The organism is Polaribacter sp. M10 (assembly GCF_054968445.1).
In genome coordinates this window covers 39856-59113 of record NZ_JBSSBG010000020.1, presented here as the reverse complement: position 1 = coordinate 59113, position 19258 = coordinate 39856, and the positions used below count along the sequence as shown (strand labels likewise).

The following is a 19258-nucleotide window of genomic DNA, read 5'->3' as shown; positions in this document are numbered from 1 at the left end:
TCCACTACAATCAGTGCAAATCCATGAAATCCGTATCAAAAACAATTTCCACTGTGAATCTCAGCGAAAAAACTCTGCGAATCTCAGTGTAATAATGTCCACTACAATCAGTGCAAATCCGTGAAACCCGTGTAAAAAACAATTTCTTTTGTGAATCTCAGAGAAAAAACTCTGCGAGTCTCAGCGTAATAATTTCCACTACAATCAGTGCAAATCCGTGAAATTCATGTCAAAAACAATTTCCTCTGTGGATCTCAGGGAAATAACTCAGAGAATCTCTGTGAAATTATTTTCCATAAAAATCAGTAAGAATCCGTGAAATCCGTGTCAAAATAATAAAAGCCATCCTTAAAATCAGAGTCTACTTTTTGGCTTTATAATAAGCACTCAAAACCGATTTTCTACCAATGGTCTTTGTAATGATATCTTTCTCTAAATCCCAACCACGAGCAGGAGAATACTCACGTCCATACCAAATAATTTGCAAATGTAAATCGTTCCATAATTCCTTTGGAAATAAACGTTTGGCATCTTTTTCGGTTTGATTTACGTTTTTTCCGTTGGTTAAATTCCATCTGTATAGTAATCTATGAATATGTGTATCAACAGGAAAAGCAGGTACACCAAAAGCTTGACTCATTACCACACTTGCTGTTTTATGCCCCACAGCTGGCAATTCTTCTAAACCTTCAAAAGATTGCGGAACTTCGCCATTATATTTTTCAATTAATATTTTTGATAAACCGTAAATACCTTTCGATTTCATAGGTGATAAACCACAAGGACGAATAATTTCCTTAATTTCATCCACGGTCATTTTAACCATATCAAAAGGATTATCCGCTTTAGCGAATAACAAAGGCGTGATTTGATTTACACGAACATCTGTACATTGTGCAGACAATAATACTGCCACTAAAAGTGTATACGGATCTTTATGATCTAAAGGAATTGGGATTTCTGGATAAAATTCTTGAAGTGTATCAATTACAAATTGTACTTTTTCTTGTTTGGTCATTATTAATAGTAAGTTCAAAATTTAACATTCAAAGTTAGCTAACTTATTCGTAATTTTAAACTTTGAATTTTAAATAGTAAATTAAAGATATGACATCATTAAAAATAGGAGATAAGGCTCCACAATTCGAAGCCAAAGACCAAGCAGGAAATACCGTTAAATTATCAGATTATTCAGGTAAAAAATTAGTGTTATTCTTTTATCCAAAAGCAAGTACACCTGGTTGTACAAACGAAGCTTGCGATTTAAGAGACAATTATCAAACGTTTTTAGCAAAAGGGTATGACGTTTTAGGTGTAAGTGCAGATTCTGCCAAAAGACAGCAAAATTTTATCAATAAAAACGAATTGCCTTTTCCTTTATTAGCAGACGAAGACAAGGCTGTTATAGAAGCTTTTAATGTTTGGGGGCCAAAGAAATTTATGGGGAGAGAATATGATGGAATTCACAGAACTACTTTTATTATTGATGAAAATGGAGTAATTGAAGATGTAATTACCAAAGTAAAGACAAAGGCTCATGCAGCTCAGATTTTAGAATAAATGAAAATATAAACCACAAAAAAAAAGAGGAAAACAGTACGTTTCCCTCTTTTTTTATATGATAATTACAAGAAGTTATTATAACTGAATAGAAAGCCCTATTATAATTTGATTGACTCTTGTATCGTATTCTACGTTACCTAAATTACCTGCAAAAGAAGATTCTACATCAGAAAAACCTCTTTCCCAACGCACATCTATACCTAATTTACCCAATTCGATGCCACCACCAAATTGTAAACCAACAGTAATTCCATCAGCATCTACATTTTTAATATCTTCAATTCCAAAATCAGAATCTAAAATATATTGAAAAGAAGGGCCAATAAACACATTACCAATTCCAAAAATCTTTTTTCCTAATAAAACAGGAATATCAATTTTTTGAAAAGTATGCGTTGTTGTTTCTGCAGATGTTTTATAAAAAACTTCATTTTCTAAGTTGGTATACACCAATTCTGGTCTAATATAAAAACCAACGATAGGCAATTTGGCACGCAACCAAATACCTGCATGATAACCCGTTTTGCTTTTTGCGCCATCAAAAACATCTTGAGATGTTTCTTTAATAGAATTCGAATTGTAGTTTACACCCCCTTTAACACCAAATTGAATTTGAGCGTTAGAAGTTTGGCTTAATCCGAAAGCCAATAACATGAATACGATTACTTTTTTCATAATTTTTAATTTTAGTTTATATAAAGACGCTCTTAAAAACAAAAACGTTATTATTTTCTAGAAATTACTTTTTTAACAGCTTTAATTACAGCAGCAGCATCTAAACCGTATTTTTCCATTAATTGAGCAGGAGTTCCAGATTCGCCAAAAGTATCGTCAGTTGCAACAAATTCTTGTGGAGTAGGCGTGTTTAATGCTAAGGTTCTAGCAACACTTTCTCCTAAACCTCCTAATTTGTTATGTTCTTCTGCAGTAACAATACAACCAGTTTTTGCAACAGATTTTAAGATAATTTCTTCGTCTAAAGGTTTAATAGTATGTATGTTAATTACATCTACAGAAATACCTTCTGCTTCTAATTGTTCTGCAGCTTGTAAAGATTCCCAAACTAAATGACCAGTAGCCACAATGGTAACATCTGTACCTTCTGTTAATTGAATTCCTTTACCAATTACAAACTCACCTTCTGGCATAAAAATTGGCACTTTTGGTCTACCAAAACGTAAATAAACAGGGCCATCAAAATCAGCAATGGCAATAGTAGCGGCTTTTGTTTGGTTATAATCACAAGGATTAATTACTGTCATGCCAGGTAACATTTTCATTAATCCAATATCTTCTAAAATTTGGTGCGTTGCTCCATCTTCACCTAAAGTTACACCAGCATGCGAAGCACAAATTTTTACATTTTTATTTGAATACGCAATAGATTGACGAATTTGATCGTACACACGACCTGTAGAAAAGTTTGCAAAAGTACCTGTAAACGGAATTTTACCACCTATGGTTAAACCAGCAGCAATACCCATCATATTTGCTTCTGCAATACCCACTTGAAAAAACCTTTCTGGGTTTTCTTTAATAAAATCTGCCATTTTTAAAGAACCTACTAAATCTGCACATAAAGCAACTACGTTTGGATTTGTTCTTCCTAATTCTGTTAAACCATCACCAAAACCAGAACGTGTATCTTTTTTTTCTGTGTACGTATATTTTTTCATTATAATAATTGTATTGTAAAATTTTGCGTAAAAATAAACTTTTATTTTTCTATAGAGAAGAAAAATAGACTTTAGAATGGCCTCTTTTTAAAATATTTTTTATGGTAAATTAATAATTTATCAGTAAAAAGGTCTTTTCTATTATAATTTCATAAATTCTTGGTAAAGTTTATGAACAGGCAAGCCCACCACATTAAAATAACTGCCTTCTATTTTATCAATACCTATAAAACCAATCCATTCTTGAATGCCATACCCACCTGCTTTGTCAAAAGGTTTGTAGTTTTTAATGTAGTAGTTTATTTCTTCATTGGTAAGTGCTTTAAAAGAAACTGTGGTTACATCATTTATAATTTTTTGAAAATGAAGGTTTTTTATACTGATAGAAGTAATTACTTGGTGTTTTTTACCCGATAATTTTCTTAACATTTTAAAAGCTTCTGGGGCATCTTTTGGTTTACCAAGTGCTTGGTTTTCTAACCAAACAATGGTATCAGAAGTAATTAAGATATCTTTTGCTGATAAATTATAAGCTTTGGATTTTAAATCTGCTAAATAATCGGTAATAGCTGATCCTTTTAAATGATCTGGATAAATCTCATCGACTTTTTTTACCTCAATTGTAAAATCGATATCTAAATCTTTAAAGAATTGCTGTCTTCTTGGCGAACCAGAAGCCAAAATTATATTGTAGTCTTTTAATTTTTCTTTAAGCATTAAAGCTTTTCTTTATTCTGGCTAAATCTCGTTTGTTATCTCTGTCTTTAATAACATTTCGTTTGTCGTGCGTTTGTTTTCCTTTGGCTAAAGCAATTTCTAATTTAGCAAAACCTCTATCGTTGATAAACAATTTTAGAGGCACAATGGTGTTTCCTTTGGCTTCTACATCTTTTTTTAAGCTTCGTAATTCGCGCTTGTTTAACAATAATCTGCGTTCGCTTTTTGGGTTATGATTAAAATGATGGCCATACATATATTCTTGTATGTACATATTTATGATAAACAATTCTCCTCGATCATTAAATTCGCAAAAGCTCTCTGTAATTCTTGCCTGACTTAATCTTATCGATTTTATTTCTGTACCTGTTAATTGAATTCCAGCTACATATTTATCAAGAATTTCGAATTCGAAACGCGCTTTTTTATTCTGTATGTTTATTTTTTTCTGCACTATTACAGTTAAATTTTAAATTTATACAAAGATACATTTTTACTTTGGTCAAAGAAATGTAATTTTGAGGTCTATATTATAGACCAAATGAAACAAAACGTAATGAAATATTGCCTTCTTTTTATTTTGATGATTGCAGTTTCTTGTAAACCCACTGAAAAAAAATTAACCGCTCAAGAAATTATAGATAAAACCATTTTATATTCGGGAGCAGATTTGGTTGCTAATGCTGAAATTTCATTTAACTTTAGAGATAAAAGCTATAAAGCCATTCGTAAAAACGGAAAGTTTAATTTATCTAGAACCTTTGATTCTATTACGGACGAATTAACCAATACTGGTTTTACAAGAACAATTGACGGTAATCTTGCAGAAATTGATTCAACAACAATGCATACACAAAGCAATGCTGTAAATTCGGTGCATTATTTTTCGGTGTTGCCTTTTGGTTTAAATGATAAAGCTGTTCATAAAAAATTATTAGCATCATCTACAATATACAATAAAGAATACTATAAAGTAGAAATTACGTTTTCGGAAGATGGAGGAGGAGAAGATTTTGAAGATGTTTTTATATATTGGATTGGTAAAAATGATTTTTTAATCGATTATTTGGCCTATTCATATCACACAAATGGTGGTGGAAAGCGTTTTAGAGTGTTAAAAGAACAATGTACTAAAAACGGAATTCGTTTTGTAGATTATTACAACTACAAACCTTTAGACAAAAATATTGCTTTAGTAAATATTGATGAAGCTTTTGAAAACAATCAATTAAAAAAAGTTTCTGAAATTGTTTTAGAAGATATTGATGTAAAACTGTTAGAATAAGTTTATTTTATCATTTTGTATCTTTAAATTGAAATGATAGTATGAATATTAAAAGCTGGATTATTATAATTATTAATACACTTATTGTATTTGTAGTATTATTTCTATCCTTTACTTTTTATAAAGAATTTTCTAAAGTTTTAGACAATCGAGTTTTATTGCAATTAAATTCTATTAAAACATTAAAGCACATTCAGTTAGAGAGATTAATCAACTCAGAATGGCAAAAATTTAATACTGAGGATTTTTATAATCCACCTGAATTTGAAATTCCTGATGATCTATATCCTACAAAAGGTATTTATGATGTAACGCATTTGCATCCTAAAAAAGAAACTTCTGTCATTTTTGTCAATTATTTTAAAGGCACAAAAAAAATACATCTTTTAGATGATGATAAAATAAAAGATATTTTAACAGAACGCACAGGAATGGGCTTAAGTGGAGAATCTTATTTAGTGGCAAACGATTTTAGATTGCGTTCTCAATCTCGTTTTTATCCCAATAAAAAACCGTACACAATACAAGCCAAAACAGAAGGAGCTGTCAGTGCTCATAAAGGTTTACAGAGTTCTGGTATTTTTAACGATTATAGAAATGTGCCAGTGTATAGTGCTTATCAACCAATCAATATTGGGAATTTAAATTGGGTTATTTTATCAGAAATAGACATCGAAGAAGTTTCGAAACCTTTGTTAGCCATGCGTAAAAAGTTAATTCTAATTACAATTTGCATTATTATGGTTTCAGTCATTTTATCACTCTTTTTAACCAAAATAATTACCCAACCCATAATAGAAATGAAAAGAAGGTTAATGGTGATGGCCAAAGGAAATTATATCGAAAATACTACAAATAGCACCTTTTCTGTAATGTCTAAACCTAAAGAGATTAATGAAATGTTTGAAGCCTTAGGCAGCTTAAAAACCGCACTTTCTGGGGCTGTAGATTTTTCTGTAGATGTAGGTAATATGAACTTAACCGCTAAATATTCGCCCAAAAGTTCAGACGATTTGTTAGGGCATACACTTTTAAAAATGCGCGAAAAATTAATCGATTTTAGAAATAAAGAGCAGCAAATTGCAATTAATAATAAAAGAGTTTTGGTTGATCGTTTAGAAAGCGAACGAAAAAAATTAGCAAGAGAACTCCATGATGGAATAGGCCCGTTTTTAACAACGTTAAAATTTTACATTCAGAATACCACAGAAAAAGAAGCGCATAAAAAAGAGATTAATACGATGATAGATACGACCATTTCTGAAGTAAGATCTATGACAAATGCATTAATGCCAGCTACTTTAGAAGATTTTGGAATAGGCCCAACATTAAAAAATTATGTAGATACAATTCAGCAATCTGTAACGTTACAAATAGATTTTGATGATGCATCTCAAGGTAATATTTCTAATGAGTTGGCCATTAATTTATTTAGAATTGTACAAGAATTGATTAACAATACTTTAAAACATGCAAATGCTAGCCAAATAAAAATTACCCTTTCAGAATTTGATACTTTTATTTCTTTATTTTATTTTGATGATGGAGGTGGTTTTGATATGAATAGTATAATTTTAGGATCTGGAATTACAAATATTAAAGAAAGAGTTTCCATTTTTAATGGTAAAATCGATATACAAACCAACAATGGCAATACAATTTTTGAAATTGAAATACCAGTTTAAAAGTTAAACAATGATAAATGTAGTAATCACAGACGATCATGATTTATTTCGGTTTGGTTTGTCTGAACTTCTTAAAAAACATAACGATATTAGCGTTGTAAAAACAGTTTCTAATGGCAAGCAACTTTTAGAATTACTAAAAACCAATAAAAGTATTGATGTTGTTTTACTCGACATTACCATGCCAGATATGGATGGTTTTGAGGTATTAGATAAAATAGATCAATTGAATTCTAAAATTAAACCCATTATAATTTCGATGCATAATGAAGGCAATTATATTGCAAAATGCGCCAAAAAAGGCGCTTATGGTTATTTGATAAAAAATGCAGATGAAGACGAATTGCTTTTAAGCATTAGAAGTGTGGCCAAAGGAAAAAAATATTTCGGACCGCAAATTTCTGAAAAAATGGTTAATTTTATGTCTGAAAATAAAGTGAGTTCACAGCTTTTATCAAACAAAGAAAACGAGGTTTTACAGTTTATTGCTAAAGGATTCACAACAAAAGAAATTGCATCGAAATTGTTTGTAAGCGCCAGAACTATAGAAACTCACAGAGCTAATATTTTAAAAAAGTTTGAGGTAAAAAATACTGCAGCCTTAATTAAAAAAGCCATCGAAAAGAAAATATTATAAGTTAACATCCGTATTTATACGGATATCAATTTACCAATTTTCTGATACCAACATTGTCGGGTTTTCATGAGTAATTTTATAACTGTTAAACAATAGGGTTTAGCAGAACTTAAAATTATAACAACATCATGAAAAATATAATTATTGTATTAGGATTAATTTCATTTACCTTAGGTACTTATGCCCAAAAAAGAAGTGATTTTAAAGGCCCTGCATATAAAAACTACAAATACTGGAAATATAAATCTGAGCCAATGGTGGTGTATACAAACACCGCAAAAAATGATTTAAAAGGCCCTGCGTATAAAAACTATAAACCTTGGCAAAATAAAGATAATTACCAAGCGCAAAAGGTAGTAAAATTAAATTCTGAAAGAAAAAAATTAATGGGACCAGCGTATAAAAATTACAAACCTTGGCGTAGAAAAAACAGATAAAATGGTGTTGTTTATTATCTTTAATTGAGTGATTTAAGATAATAATGACTAAGCCTCAAGAAGTAATCTCTTGGGGCTTTTTTGTAAAACAATGTAAAATAATAAATATGAATATTTATGCTAAATTAAAGTGGATTCTTGGAGTTTTAATGATCTTTTTATTGATTATAACTACCAATTTAATTGATAAAGAAAACTTTAAAAGAATCAATAATTCTGTAACCAATATTTACGAAGATCGTTTAATTGCCAAAGACATTATTTTTACCATCTATAAAAATATAAATCAAAAAGAGCATGCAATTCTTATGGCTGATATCGCGTTTTTTAAGGTTAATAATCTCAAAATAAATAATGATATTAATGCATTACTACAAAAGTTTGAGGATACAAATTTAACTTTAGAAGAAGCGCAAGTTTTTAATACTTTAAAAAATCAAGTTATTGCCTTAAATAAAATAGAAATAAATGATTTGGATGATGTAAATAATGATAAAATAAAGATGTTAAATCATATAAAAACGGTAAAAAACACATTGTACAATTTGTCTAAAATCCAGCTAAAAGAAGGAGAGAGGCAAGTGTCTTTAAGTAATAAAGCATTTTCTACTATAGAGCTGTTTACTCAAATAGAAATCTATATTTTGGTCTTTTTAGCAATAATCATTCAGATTGTAATACTTTATTATCCTAAAAAGTAATAGTCTAGAAAAAGTTGGTTTATAATTCAACTTTTTCAATTTTTGAAACTTTTTCATCGCCTTTCACTGTAATGATAAATAGACTTGAATTGTCATGATCATCCATATTATCATATTTTTTATCACCTAAAATTTTATTTGCAAAACTAGGAGTTGTATTGCTGTGGCCAACTATTAAAACAGTTTTACCATAGGTTTCAACTTTAAAAATTGAATCGTTTAAAGAACTTGGGTTATAATATTTTATGGCTAAGTTTTTAGTTTTTGCAGTAGGTGTTGCCGTTTCTACAGTTCTAAAATATTTGGTAGAATATACAGCATCTAAAGGAATATCAGCAAAATAACTAGACCATTTTTGTGCTCTTTTTTCACCTTCGAAATTTAAATGCGGATTGGCATTCATTTCATTAGATCTGTCTTTTTCTGAATGACGAATTAGATAATAAGTAGTTGTTTTATCTGATGTACATGCACTAAGAAAGCTAATTGCAAAAGCAAAAAGTAAAAAATATTTTTTCATTTGGTTGAGTTTAAAGAACGAATATAGTTAAAAAAGCAAAAGCGATGTTTTAAACATCGCTTTTTATAAAATCTAGTTTGTAAAACGTTACATTACTTCAATTAATTTTACTGGCTTTGGTTTTGCTTCTTCCAGTTTAGGAATTGTAATTTTTAATTCCCCGTTTTTGTAAGTAGCACTAATATTATCAGAATCTACAATCCCTTTAGGCAATGTAAAACTTCTTTTAAAAGATAAATAACTGTATTCTTTTCTTGTATATTTTTCATCAGAATCTTCGTTATTAAGTGTTTTTTCTGATGAAATGGTTAAAATATCGTTGTCTAAATCAATTTTAAAATCTCCTTTTTCCATACCAGGTACTGCAACATCAACCAAAAATTCATTTTCATTTTCTTTAATGTTTACTGCTGGTAGCGTTGTGTTTGTGTCAGAAAAATTTGATGTAGACCAATCTCTAAAAAAGTCGTTAAATACATTTGGTAAAACTGGAAAATCTTTACTTTTTAATAACATAATTTTACATTTTTTAAGTTGAACATTAATTTTAATAACAACCTATTTAAAACAAAAAAAATGCCAATTGCTAAAAGTGACATTTTTTCAGTTTTTGAATTGCTTTTCTGACAGTTACTTTGCTGTTTTTTAGATATCTAAATAAAGAAAAGGCAATGCTTTGTGAAGCATTGCCTTTTTAAACACAACTAAATTATAGCAAACAAATTGTATAGTTAAACTTACAATTATTAGAGGTTATTTTCAACTAAATCTGATTGATTTCTAAAGACCAATTTATCATCAAAAGCATCTAAAAGAATAATGCTATCTGTAGTAATTTTACCCGATAAAATTTCTTTAGAAAGCTGATTTAATACTTCTTTCTGAATGACTCTTTTTACAGGTCTTGCTCCAAATTCTGGCTGATACCCTTTTTTTGCTAAATAGGTTATGGCTTCATCAGTAGCATCTAAGGTAATTTCTTGTTTGCCAATCATTTTCTTTAAATGTTCTATTTGTAATTTTACAATTTTAAATATATCAGACTCATTTAAAGGGGTAAACATAATTACATCATCAATTCTATTTAAAAATTCTGGTCTTACCGATTTTTTTAACAAACCAAGTACTTCAATTTTTGCGAGTTCTGTAACAGCATCAACATCAGCTTTAGGGTCTGCAAATTTTTCTTGAATTATATGGCTTCCCATGTTCGAAGTCATAATAATAATCGTGTTTTTAAAATCGGCAATTCTACCTTTATTATCAGTCAATCTTCCTTCATCTAACACTTGTAACAAAATATTAAATGTATCTGGATGCGCTTTTTCAATTTCATCTAAAAGTACCACAGAATAAGGTCTTCTTCTAACAGCTTCTGTCAACTGTCCTCCTTCATCATAACCTACGTATCCTGGAGGCGCTCCAACCAATCTGCTTACTGAATGGCGTTCTTGATATTCGCTCATATCTATACGTGTCATGGCATTTTCATCATCGAATAAATATTCTGCAAGGGCTTTTGCCAATTCTGTTTTACCAACACCAGTTGTACCTAAAAACAAGAAACTACCAATGGGTTTATTCGGATTTTGCAAACCAGCTCTCGATCTTCTAACAGCATCAGAAACAGCAACAATAGCTTCTTCTTGCCCTACAACTCTTTTATGCAATTGATTTTCTAAAACTAAGAGTTTTTCACGTTCAGATTGTATCATTTTAGTAACAGGAATTCCTGTCCATTTTGCAATAACTTCAGCAATATCTTCGTAAGTAACTTCTTCTTTAATTAAAGAATTTCCATTCTGATTTGCTGCTAAAATTTGCTGATATTCTTCTAACTGTTCTTGAGCCTGTTTAATTTTACCATATCTAATTTCGGCAACTTTACCATAATCTCCTTCACGTTCTGCTTTTTCGGCTTCAATTTTAAAGTTTTCGATATTCGATTTTGCATTTTGAATATTATCTACAACTTCTTTTTCAGATTTCCATTTGGCATTAATTTCATTACGTTGTTCTTTAATATTTGCCAAATCAGAACGTAAAGATTTTAATTTTACTTCATCTTTTTCACGTTTAATGGCTTCAATCTCAATTTCTAATTGCATTATTTTACGATCTAAAACATCCAGTTCTTCTGGTTTAGAATTGATTTCCATTCGTAATTTAGAAGCAGCTTCGTCCATTAAATCAATGGCTTTATCTGGTAAAAAACGATTGGTAATATATCTTTGCGATAATTCTACAGCACCAATAATAGCCTCATCTTTTATACGCACTTTATGATGTGTTTCGTATTTTTCTTTAATTCCACGAAGAATAGAAATGGCACTTTCAATATCTGGTTCATCTACCAAAACCTTTTGAAAACGACGTTCTAAAGCTTTGTCTTTCTCAAAATATTTTTGATATTCATCTAGGGTAGTAGCACCAATTGCACGCAATTCTCCACGAGCCAAAGCAGGTTTTAAAATGTTTGCAGCATCCATGGCACCTTGTCCACCTCCAGCACCAACTAATGTGTGAATTTCATCAATAAATAAAACGATATCTCCATCAGAAGTGGTTACTTCTTTAATTACCGCTTTTAAACGTTCTTCAAACTCACCTTTGTATTTTGCGCCAGCAATTAAAGCCCCCATATCTAAAGAAAAAATCAATTTATCTTTTAGGTTTTCAGGTACATCACCATCAACAATTCTGTGTGCTAATCCTTCTGCAATCGCGGTTTTTCCTGTTCCAGGTTCTCCTACTAAAATTGGATTGTTTTTGGTTCTACGTGATAAAATCTGTAATAGTCTACGAATTTCTTCGTCCCTACCAATTACAGGATCTAATTTTCCGTTTTTTGCTAAATCGTTTAGGTTTTTAGCAAATTTATTTAAAGAATTGTACGTTTCTTCTTGAGATTGAGAGGTTACTCTTTCTCCTTTTCTCAACTCGTCTATAGCCGACTTTAAATGCTTTTCTGTAACACCTTGGTCTTTTAAAACCTGTGCAATATTAGATTTCGATTTAAAAATTGCTAAAATTAAATGCTCTATAGAAACATAATCATCTTTCATGTTTTTAGCAATAATAGACGCTTCATTTAAGGTTTTACCTGCTTTTCTAGATAGCATTAATTCAGCACCAGAAACTTTAGGCAAACTTTCTAATTGTTTATCTAAAATTTGGGCTACAACAGTAATATTGATGTTTAATTTCTTTAATAAAAAAGGCAATACATTTTCATCAACTTGAGTTAATGCTTTAAATATATGTTCGTTTTCTATTTGATTATGCCCATAACCTTGCGCAATTTGCTGCGCCATTTGTATGGTTTCTTGTGATTTTGTTGTATAATTATTAAGGTTCATTTTTCTTTTTTTTACACAATGAATTTTACTTCATTGTTATTGTTTTTTATTTTTCAATTGATAAATAACAATAGTAATACCATTGGTTATTTATTTTAAATATAAGTCAAAATGTCTGAAAAACCTTATAAATACTGACTTTTTGACTGATTAAAGTTTAGTATCTTTGTATAAAATAAGAAAAACAATACATGGGTATATTCGATAATTTATTTGGAGCAAAAGACAATCAAAAAGCTAAAAATGAAAAAGAAACATTTTTAAATTGGATTCCTTTAACGTCATTAGACCAACTAGAAGAAATAAAAAAACAATCTGAAACAGAGGCTATCCTTATTTTTAAACATTCTACCAGATGTGGAATTAGCAGTATGGTTATTAAACAATTTGAAAAATTGTTTAAAGAAGAGCATAAAGCGCTAAAAGTCTATTACTTAGATTTATTAAGTTATAGAAATATTTCTGATGAAATCGGCTACACTTTTCAGGTGATGCATCAATCTCCACAACTTTTGGTCATAAAAAATGGAGTTTCTGTTCACAATGCATCTCATTACGACATTACTTTAACTGATTTGTCAAGATTTATTTAGCATAAACTTGCATTAAACCTTATTTAAATCTTATTTTTGTTTTTTTAAATTTTTAGACGTTTGGCAGAAATAAATACTACAAAAAAAGTTGGTAAGGAATTATATGGATATCAAAAAGATGCACTTCGCGAAATCTTTCAGAGATTTGAAAATGCACCTAAAGATTATCATTTATTATATCAATTACCAACAGGTGGTGGAAAAACAGTAATATTTTCAGAAATTGTAAGACGTTATATTGCTAATTTTAAAAAGAAAGTTTTAGTGCTAACGCATAGAATTGAGTTGAGCAAGCAAACTTCTAAAATGCTAAAAGAGTTTGGTGTTAGGAATAAAATTATCAATTCTACTGCAAAATTAGACGATCAGCACGATTTTGATTGTTTTGTAGCCATGGTAGAAACGTTAAAAAATCGTTTAAATGACGATAAATTAGACATTTCTGATATTGGTTTGGTAATTGTTGATGAAGCACATTACAATTCTTTTACAAAAATTTTCAAGTTTTTTGATCAATCTTTTATTCTTGGGGTTACTGCAACTCCTTTAAGTTCCAACATTAAATTACCAATGTATGAGAATTATCAAGAATTATTTGTAGGTGAATCTATTCAAGATTTAATTGATAATGAATATTTAGCAAAAGCAAACATGTATTCGTATAACGTTGGTCTTACCTCATTAGAAGTAGGAGCAAATGGAGATTATACTGTAAAATCTTCAGAAGATTTATATACAAATTCAGACATGCTTTCTAAGTTAATTTCTGCTTACGAAGAAACTGCAAAAGGCAAAAAAACATTAATCTTTAACAATGGTATTAATACGTCTATTCAAGTGTTTCATGCTTTTAAAAAAGCAGGTTATCCTATTGCACATTTAGACAATACCAACACAAAAAAGGAAAGAGAATTTATCTTAAAATGGTTTCATAAAACACCAAATGCTATTATTACTTCTGTAAGTATTTTAACAACTGGTTTTGATGAACCAAGTATAGAAGCTATCATTTTAAATAGAGCCACAAAATCGTTAACCTTGTATTACCAAATGATAGGGCGTGGTTCTCGTATTTTTAAAGATAAAAAGACGTTTGATGTTGTTGATTTAGGTAACAATTTTTACAGATTTGGACCTTGGGGCGCTGATTTAGATTGGCAAAAAATGTTTAGAGCTCCAGATTATTATTTAAATGCCATTCTTTCTGATGAAGAAATAGAAAGCACTTTTAGATACGAATTACCTGCAGATGTTAAAAAAGAATTTGCAAAATCTACAGATACCTATTTCGATATGAAAAAAGTATACATAGATACCATTCGTTCAGGAGAATCTTCTAAAAGAGTATTAGAAAAATCGATTGTTCACCACGCAAAAATGTGTATCGAAAATAGCGAAGATGTTTTTGATGCCTTAATTTTAGCTAAAATGCTAGGTGAGGAAATAGACGATAGAATAAACAGATACGCAAAATGTATTTCTAAAAGTACACACAACTTTGTAACTTGGTTAAAAGACGATTACAGAAAAAAACTAAATTCTTATCTAAGAGAAAACTTCGACGAAGATTATGAGAAAATTCATGGTCATCCACCAATTGAAGAATAACATATTTTAAAAAAACGTTGATTAGTCAGCGTTTTTTTTTGTTTTATCTTTTCTGTTTTGGCTTGTTCTTAAGTTTATTTCCTTTGCGATAGAATTTCTTTTGTGTTGAAAGCCTTATGTTTAAAGGGAAAAATAAAAACGCATTATTTTTTTACTTTTTTTTTGATTTTGTTTTTTGTATTGAAAAATAATTTACTTTTACAACACTTATTGTTAAGTAAAATGTTTAGTTTTTCTTATTTCGGAAGTAGCTCTTTATTGGAGAATGAAGGGTACATTGCATTTTGGAAATGCAACGAAAAAATTAAGGTATCTCCATTTTCTTTTCTTCAAGAATTGCAGCTTTTCTCAAAGTTGCATGTTGTTTACTTGCAAATATTACAGTGATAATCACCCTTTTTCTAGGGTTATAATTTCTATTCTAAAATGTTGATATGTTTTAGTTTAGGTGGATTTATCATACAATTAATTTAAAAAACAAGTGAACACTAAATACAAAGATTTAATCGAACAAACATTCGATTTTCCTCAAGAGGAATTTAAAACAGAAAACAACAAATTATTTTGGCATGGCATTAATTTAATGGAATTAACCGCCAAATACGGAGCTCCATTAAAATTTACCTATTTGCCAAAAATTTCAGAAAACATCAATAAAGCAAAAGGATGGTTTCAAAATAGTATTGAAAAACACAATTACAAAGGCAACTATTTTTACAGTTATTGCACAAAAAGCTCGCATTTTAAACACATTTTAAACGAAGCTTTAAAAAACGAAATACATATAGAAACTTCGTCTGCTTTTGATATTGATATTGTAAACAGTTTAAAAAAAGAAGGCAAAATAAAAGAGAATACTTATGTTATTTGCAACGGTTTTAAACGCGATCAATACATTAAAAATATTGGAGATTTAATCAATAACGGACATCAAAACTGCATTCCGATTATAGACAATTACGAAGAACTAAACCTTTTATTAGACGAAACTGATAAAAAACTACATGTTGGAATCAGAATTGCATCCGAAGAAGAACCAAAATTTGAATTTTATACTTCTCGTTTAGGAATTGGGTATAAAAATATTGTTTCTTTTTACGAACGTGAAATTGCTGGTAATAAACAAGTTGATTTAAAAATGTTGCATTTTTTTATCAATACTGGTATCAAAGACAATGCATATTATTGGAATGAATTGATGAAATGTTTAAATGTTTACATCAACCTAAAAAAAGTATGCCCGAGTTTAGATAGCTTAAACATTGGTGGTGGTTTCCCGATTAAAAATTCATTGGGTTTTGATTATGATTACGAATATATGATAGACGAAATCATTAATCAAATTAAACAAGCTTGTGATGAAGCAGGAGTAGAAGTGCCTCATATTTTTACGGAGTTTGGTAGTTTTACGGTTGGCGAATCTGGTGCTGCTATTTATGAAATTTTATATCAAAAAAAGCAAAATGATAGAGAACGTTGGAACATGATCAACTCATCATTCATTACAACTTTACCAGACGCTTGGGCTATAAATAAACGTTTTATAATGTTGCCAATTAATAAATGGAACAGACAATATGAACGTGTGCTTTTAGGCGGATTAACTTGTGATAGTGATGATTACTACAACTCAGAACAACACATTAACGGAATTTATTTGCCTGTTTACGAAAAAGAAAATCCGCTTTATATCGGTTTTTTTAATACAGGAGCCTATCAAGAATCTATAGGAGGTTTTGGCGGTTTACAACACTGTTTAATTCCGCATCCAAAACATTTAATTATTGATAGAGATCAAGATGGAAACTTGATAACAAGCATATTTAAAGAACAACAAAAAAGTAGCGAATTACTATCGATATTAGGATATGAAAACGCTAAGGAAAACAACATAGAATCAGAAAAATTAATAAAAGCAGAAGTTTTTTAACTTCAAAAAATAACAAAATGAATACGCGTAAAACTTATGCAGGAATTTCCGAAGAATATGGAAAACTGTCAACATCTAAAATTGTATTAATCCCTGTTCCTTATGATGGAACAAGCACTTGGCAAAAAGGAGCAGACAAAGGCCCCCAAGCCTTTTTAGAAGCTTCTGAAAACATGGAATTGTATGATATAGAAACGGATTCTGAAGTGTATAAAGAAGGTGTTTATTTGGCAGACGCAATTACAGAAAATGCATCTCCAGAAACTTTGGTAGATGCTGTACATGACATCACCAAAAAATACATAAATAGAAATAAATTTGTAACTGTTTTTGGAGGAGAACATTCCATTTCTATAGGTACAATTAGAGCTTTTAACGAGTGTTTTAACAATTTAACAGTGTTGCATATAGATGCTCATGCAGATTTAAGAAAAGAATATGAAGGTTCTACATGCAACCACGCTTGTGCTGTTTACGAGGCCAACTCTACAACTAATTTAGTGCAAGTTGGAATTAGAAGTATGGATATTTCTGAAAAAAGAAACATGAATCTTGATAAAGTTTTCTTTGCACACGATATGGCCGTAAATGAAGATTGGATGGAAGATGTAATTGATCAATTAACTGAAAACGTTTTTATTACGTTCGATTTAGATGCTTTAGATCCATCAATAATGCCATCAACAGGAACTCCAGAACCAGGTGGATTATTTTATTACGAAACCTTAGAATTTTTAAAGCAAGTTTTTGAGCAAAAAAATGTGGTTGGTTTTGATATGGTAGAATTATGTCCTAATGAAATGGATAAATCTTCAGACTTTTTAGCAGCGAAATTGTTTTACAAAATGTTAAGCTATAAGTTTGCTTCAAATGATGATACTTATGATATTGGAGATGATATCAACAACACAAATCCGTTTAGTAAATTATCAAAGTTTAAAAACGATGACGACGATTTTTAAGTTTCTATAATGATAAAAAACATAGAAAATATCGAATTGCAGTTTTTAACTTTAGACGATTATAAAGCGTTAAAAGCTGCAATGATTCAAGCGTATGCAAGTATGCCAGATGCCTATTGGAAAGAAAATCAAATTAAAACGTTGATTGATAAATTTCCTGAAGGACAAGTAGTTATCAAAATAAATGGAGAGTTAGCAGGTTGTGCATTGTCTATAAAATTAGATTACGATAGTTTTGATGATCAGCATACTTATAAAGACATTACTGATAATTATACCTTTGATACGCATGATGAAAATGGTGATATTTTATACGGAATTGATGTTTTTATAAAATCGGAATACAGGGGTTTACGCTTGGGTAGAAGATTGTACGATTACAGAAAAGAGTTGGCAGAAAAGCAGAATTTAAGAGGGATTGCCTTTGGTGGTAGAATTCCTAATTACCACAAGTATGCAACAAGTTTATCGCCTAAAGAGTATATCGAAAAAGTAAAACGCAAAGAAATAAATGATCCTGTTTTAAATTTTCAAATTTCTAACGATTTTCATCCTTCAAAAATTTTAAAAGGATATTTAGAAGGCGATGAAAATTCTGGTGAATTTGCAGTTTTATTGGAATGGGACAACATTTATTACGAGAAAAAATCTAAAAAAGCAGCTACAAAGAAAAAAGTAGTACGTTTGGGTTTAATTCAATGGCAAATGCGTTTGTACAAAGATTTGGAAGAATTGATGCAACAAGCAGAATATTTTGTGGATGCAGTTTCTGCCTATCGTTCTGATTTTGCATTGTTTCCAGAATTTTTTAATGCGCCTTTAATGGCAGATAACAATCACTTACCAGAATCGCAAGCCATTAGAGAATTGGCAAAATATACACCTGGTATTGTTCAGAAATTTTCTGAATTGGCCATCAGTTATAACATCAATATTATAACAGGTAGTATGCCAGAAATTAAGGACGGTTTGCTGTACAATGTGGGGTATATCTGTAAAAGAGATGGTAGCACAGAGCGTTATGAAAAATTGCATGTTACCCCAGATGAAGCCAAAGTTTGGGGAATGCAAGGTGGAAATGAGCTAAAAACGTTTGATACGGATTGTGGTAAAATTGGTGTGTTAATTTGTTACGATTCCGAGTTTCCAGAACTCAGCAGAATTTTGGCAGAAGAAGGCATGGATATTTTGTTTATTCCGTTTTTAACGGATACGCAAAATGGATATTCTAGAGTGCGTCATTGTGCACAAGCAAGAGCCATAGAAAACGAGTGTTATGTAGCCATTGCTGGTAGTGTTGGTAATTTGCCAAAGGTAAATAATATGGACATACAATATGCACAATCCATGGTATTTACACCTTGTGACTTTTCGTTTCCAGCAAACGGAATTAAAGCAGAAGCCACTACAAATACCGAAATGATTTTAATTGCTGATGTAGATTTAGATTTGTTAAAAGATTTAAATCAGTTTGGTAGTGTACGTAATTTAAAAGATAGAAGAAAAGACATCTTCGAAGTTAAAAAACTTTAAAAAAAAATAATTAATTAATTAATAGAATACCGATAAAATCTCTAAATAAATA

The 19258-nt window shown here is 30.1% G+C and carries 19 protein-coding genes; 11 read left to right on the top strand and 8 right to left on the bottom strand.

The features are described from left to right. Positions 1-361: 361 nt before the first annotated feature. The gene (locus ACWYN7_RS15030) at positions 362-1018 is read right to left on the bottom strand and encodes an endonuclease III domain-containing protein (RefSeq protein WP_462860788.1); all 657 of its coding nucleotides are present in this window, start codon (positions 1016-1018) and stop codon (positions 362-364) included. 89 nt (positions 1019-1107) lie between these two features. Between ACWYN7_RS15030 and bcp the strand changes: the two genes are divergently transcribed. After that, a complete protein-coding gene (gene bcp, locus ACWYN7_RS15025; protein ID WP_462860786.1) occupies positions 1108-1560 on the top strand; it encodes a thioredoxin-dependent thiol peroxidase in 453 nt (150 codons plus the stop codon). Between the two features lie 78 nt (positions 1561-1638). On the opposite strand, the gene ACWYN7_RS15020 is transcribed toward bcp, so the two are convergent. The 4 genes from ACWYN7_RS15020 to smpB all read right to left on the bottom strand — a co-directional run bounded on the left by ACWYN7_RS15020 (position 1639) and on the right by smpB (position 4410). Continuing rightward, positions 1639-2238 carry a porin family protein gene (locus ACWYN7_RS15020; protein ID WP_462860785.1) on the bottom strand — a complete coding sequence of 200 codons (600 nt, stop codon included), beginning with the start codon at positions 2236-2238 and terminating at the stop codon, positions 1639-1641. A 50-nt stretch (positions 2239-2288) separates the two neighbouring features. After that, positions 2289-3239, bottom strand: a complete 951-nt coding sequence (locus ACWYN7_RS15015; protein WP_462860784.1) for a transketolase family protein — start codon at positions 3237-3239, stop codon at positions 2289-2291. Between the two features lie 141 nt (positions 3240-3380). After that, entirely contained in the window at positions 3381-3956 is a 576-nt protein-coding gene (locus ACWYN7_RS15010; protein ID WP_462860783.1) for a Maf family nucleotide pyrophosphatase, read from the bottom strand. Continuing rightward, positions 3949-4410 carry an SsrA-binding protein SmpB gene (gene smpB, locus ACWYN7_RS15005; RefSeq protein WP_462860782.1) on the bottom strand — a complete coding sequence of 154 codons (462 nt, stop codon included), beginning with the start codon at positions 4408-4410 and terminating at the stop codon, positions 3949-3951. Before smpB ends, ACWYN7_RS15010 begins: the two co-directional genes overlap by 8 nt. 87 nt (positions 4411-4497) lie before the next feature. On the opposite strand from smpB, the gene ACWYN7_RS15000 reads away from it, so the two are divergent. The 5 genes from ACWYN7_RS15000 (at position 4498) to ACWYN7_RS14980 (ending at position 8701) form a co-directional block, all read left to right on the top strand. After that, positions 4498-5241, top strand: coding sequence for a DUF6503 family protein (locus ACWYN7_RS15000; RefSeq protein ID WP_462860781.1), 744 nt, complete (start codon positions 4498-4500; stop codon positions 5239-5241). 41 nt (positions 5242-5282) lie between these two features. After that, positions 5283-6926: a sensor histidine kinase gene (locus ACWYN7_RS14995; protein ID WP_462860779.1), complete on the top strand. Its 1644-nt coding sequence runs from the start codon at positions 5283-5285 to the stop codon at positions 6924-6926. Between the two features lie 10 nt (positions 6927-6936). Next, on the top strand, positions 6937-7563 hold the full coding sequence (locus tag ACWYN7_RS14990) for a response regulator (RefSeq protein WP_462860778.1): 627 nt from the start codon (positions 6937-6939) through the stop codon (positions 7561-7563). Between the two features lie 128 nt (positions 7564-7691). Further along, positions 7692-8000: a hypothetical protein gene (locus ACWYN7_RS14985; protein WP_462860777.1), complete on the top strand. Its 309-nt coding sequence runs from the start codon at positions 7692-7694 to the stop codon at positions 7998-8000. A 44-nt stretch (positions 8001-8044) separates the two neighbouring features. After that, a complete protein-coding gene (locus ACWYN7_RS14980) occupies positions 8045-8701 on the top strand; it encodes an MCP four helix bundle domain-containing protein (protein WP_462860776.1) in 657 nt (218 codons plus the stop codon). A gap of 19 nt (positions 8702-8720) precedes the next feature. On the opposite strand, the gene ACWYN7_RS14975 is transcribed toward ACWYN7_RS14980, so the two are convergent. The 3 genes from ACWYN7_RS14975 to clpB all read right to left on the bottom strand — a co-directional run bounded on the left by ACWYN7_RS14975 (position 8721) and on the right by clpB (position 12580). Next, the gene (locus ACWYN7_RS14975; protein WP_462860775.1) at positions 8721-9221 is read right to left on the bottom strand and encodes a SixA phosphatase family protein; all 501 of its coding nucleotides are present in this window, start codon (positions 9219-9221) and stop codon (positions 8721-8723) included. An 87-nt stretch (positions 9222-9308) separates the two neighbouring features. Then, positions 9309-9737: an Hsp20/alpha crystallin family protein gene (locus ACWYN7_RS14970; RefSeq protein ID WP_462860774.1), complete on the bottom strand. Its 429-nt coding sequence runs from the start codon at positions 9735-9737 to the stop codon at positions 9309-9311. Positions 9738-9967: 230 nt separating this feature from the next. Further along, positions 9968-12580: an ATP-dependent chaperone ClpB gene (gene clpB / locus ACWYN7_RS14965; RefSeq protein ID WP_462860773.1), complete on the bottom strand. Its 2613-nt coding sequence runs from the start codon at positions 12578-12580 to the stop codon at positions 9968-9970. A gap of 191 nt (positions 12581-12771) precedes the next feature. Between clpB and ytxJ the strand changes: the two genes are divergently transcribed. The 5 genes from ytxJ (at position 12772) to ACWYN7_RS14940 (ending at position 19206) form a co-directional block, all read left to right on the top strand. Beyond that, positions 12772-13173 carry a bacillithiol system redox-active protein YtxJ gene (ytxJ, locus tag ACWYN7_RS14960; protein WP_462860772.1) on the top strand — a complete coding sequence of 134 codons (402 nt, stop codon included), beginning with the start codon at positions 12772-12774 and terminating at the stop codon, positions 13171-13173. A gap of 60 nt (positions 13174-13233) precedes the next feature. After that, a complete protein-coding gene (locus ACWYN7_RS14955) occupies positions 13234-14781 on the top strand; it encodes a DEAD/DEAH box helicase (protein ID WP_462860771.1) in 1548 nt (515 codons plus the stop codon). Positions 14782-15262: 481 nt separating this feature from the next. Continuing rightward, positions 15263-16711, top strand: coding sequence for a type III PLP-dependent enzyme domain-containing protein (locus ACWYN7_RS14950; RefSeq protein WP_462860770.1), 1449 nt, complete (start codon positions 15263-15265; stop codon positions 16709-16711). A 17-nt stretch (positions 16712-16728) separates the two neighbouring features. Beyond that, positions 16729-17673, top strand: coding sequence for an agmatinase (gene speB / locus ACWYN7_RS14945; RefSeq protein ID WP_462860769.1), 945 nt, complete (start codon positions 16729-16731; stop codon positions 17671-17673). A gap of 9 nt (positions 17674-17682) precedes the next feature. Beyond that, positions 17683-19206: a GNAT family N-acetyltransferase gene (locus ACWYN7_RS14940; protein WP_459486574.1), complete on the top strand. Its 1524-nt coding sequence runs from the start codon at positions 17683-17685 to the stop codon at positions 19204-19206. Positions 19207-19258 lie beyond the last annotated feature (52 nt).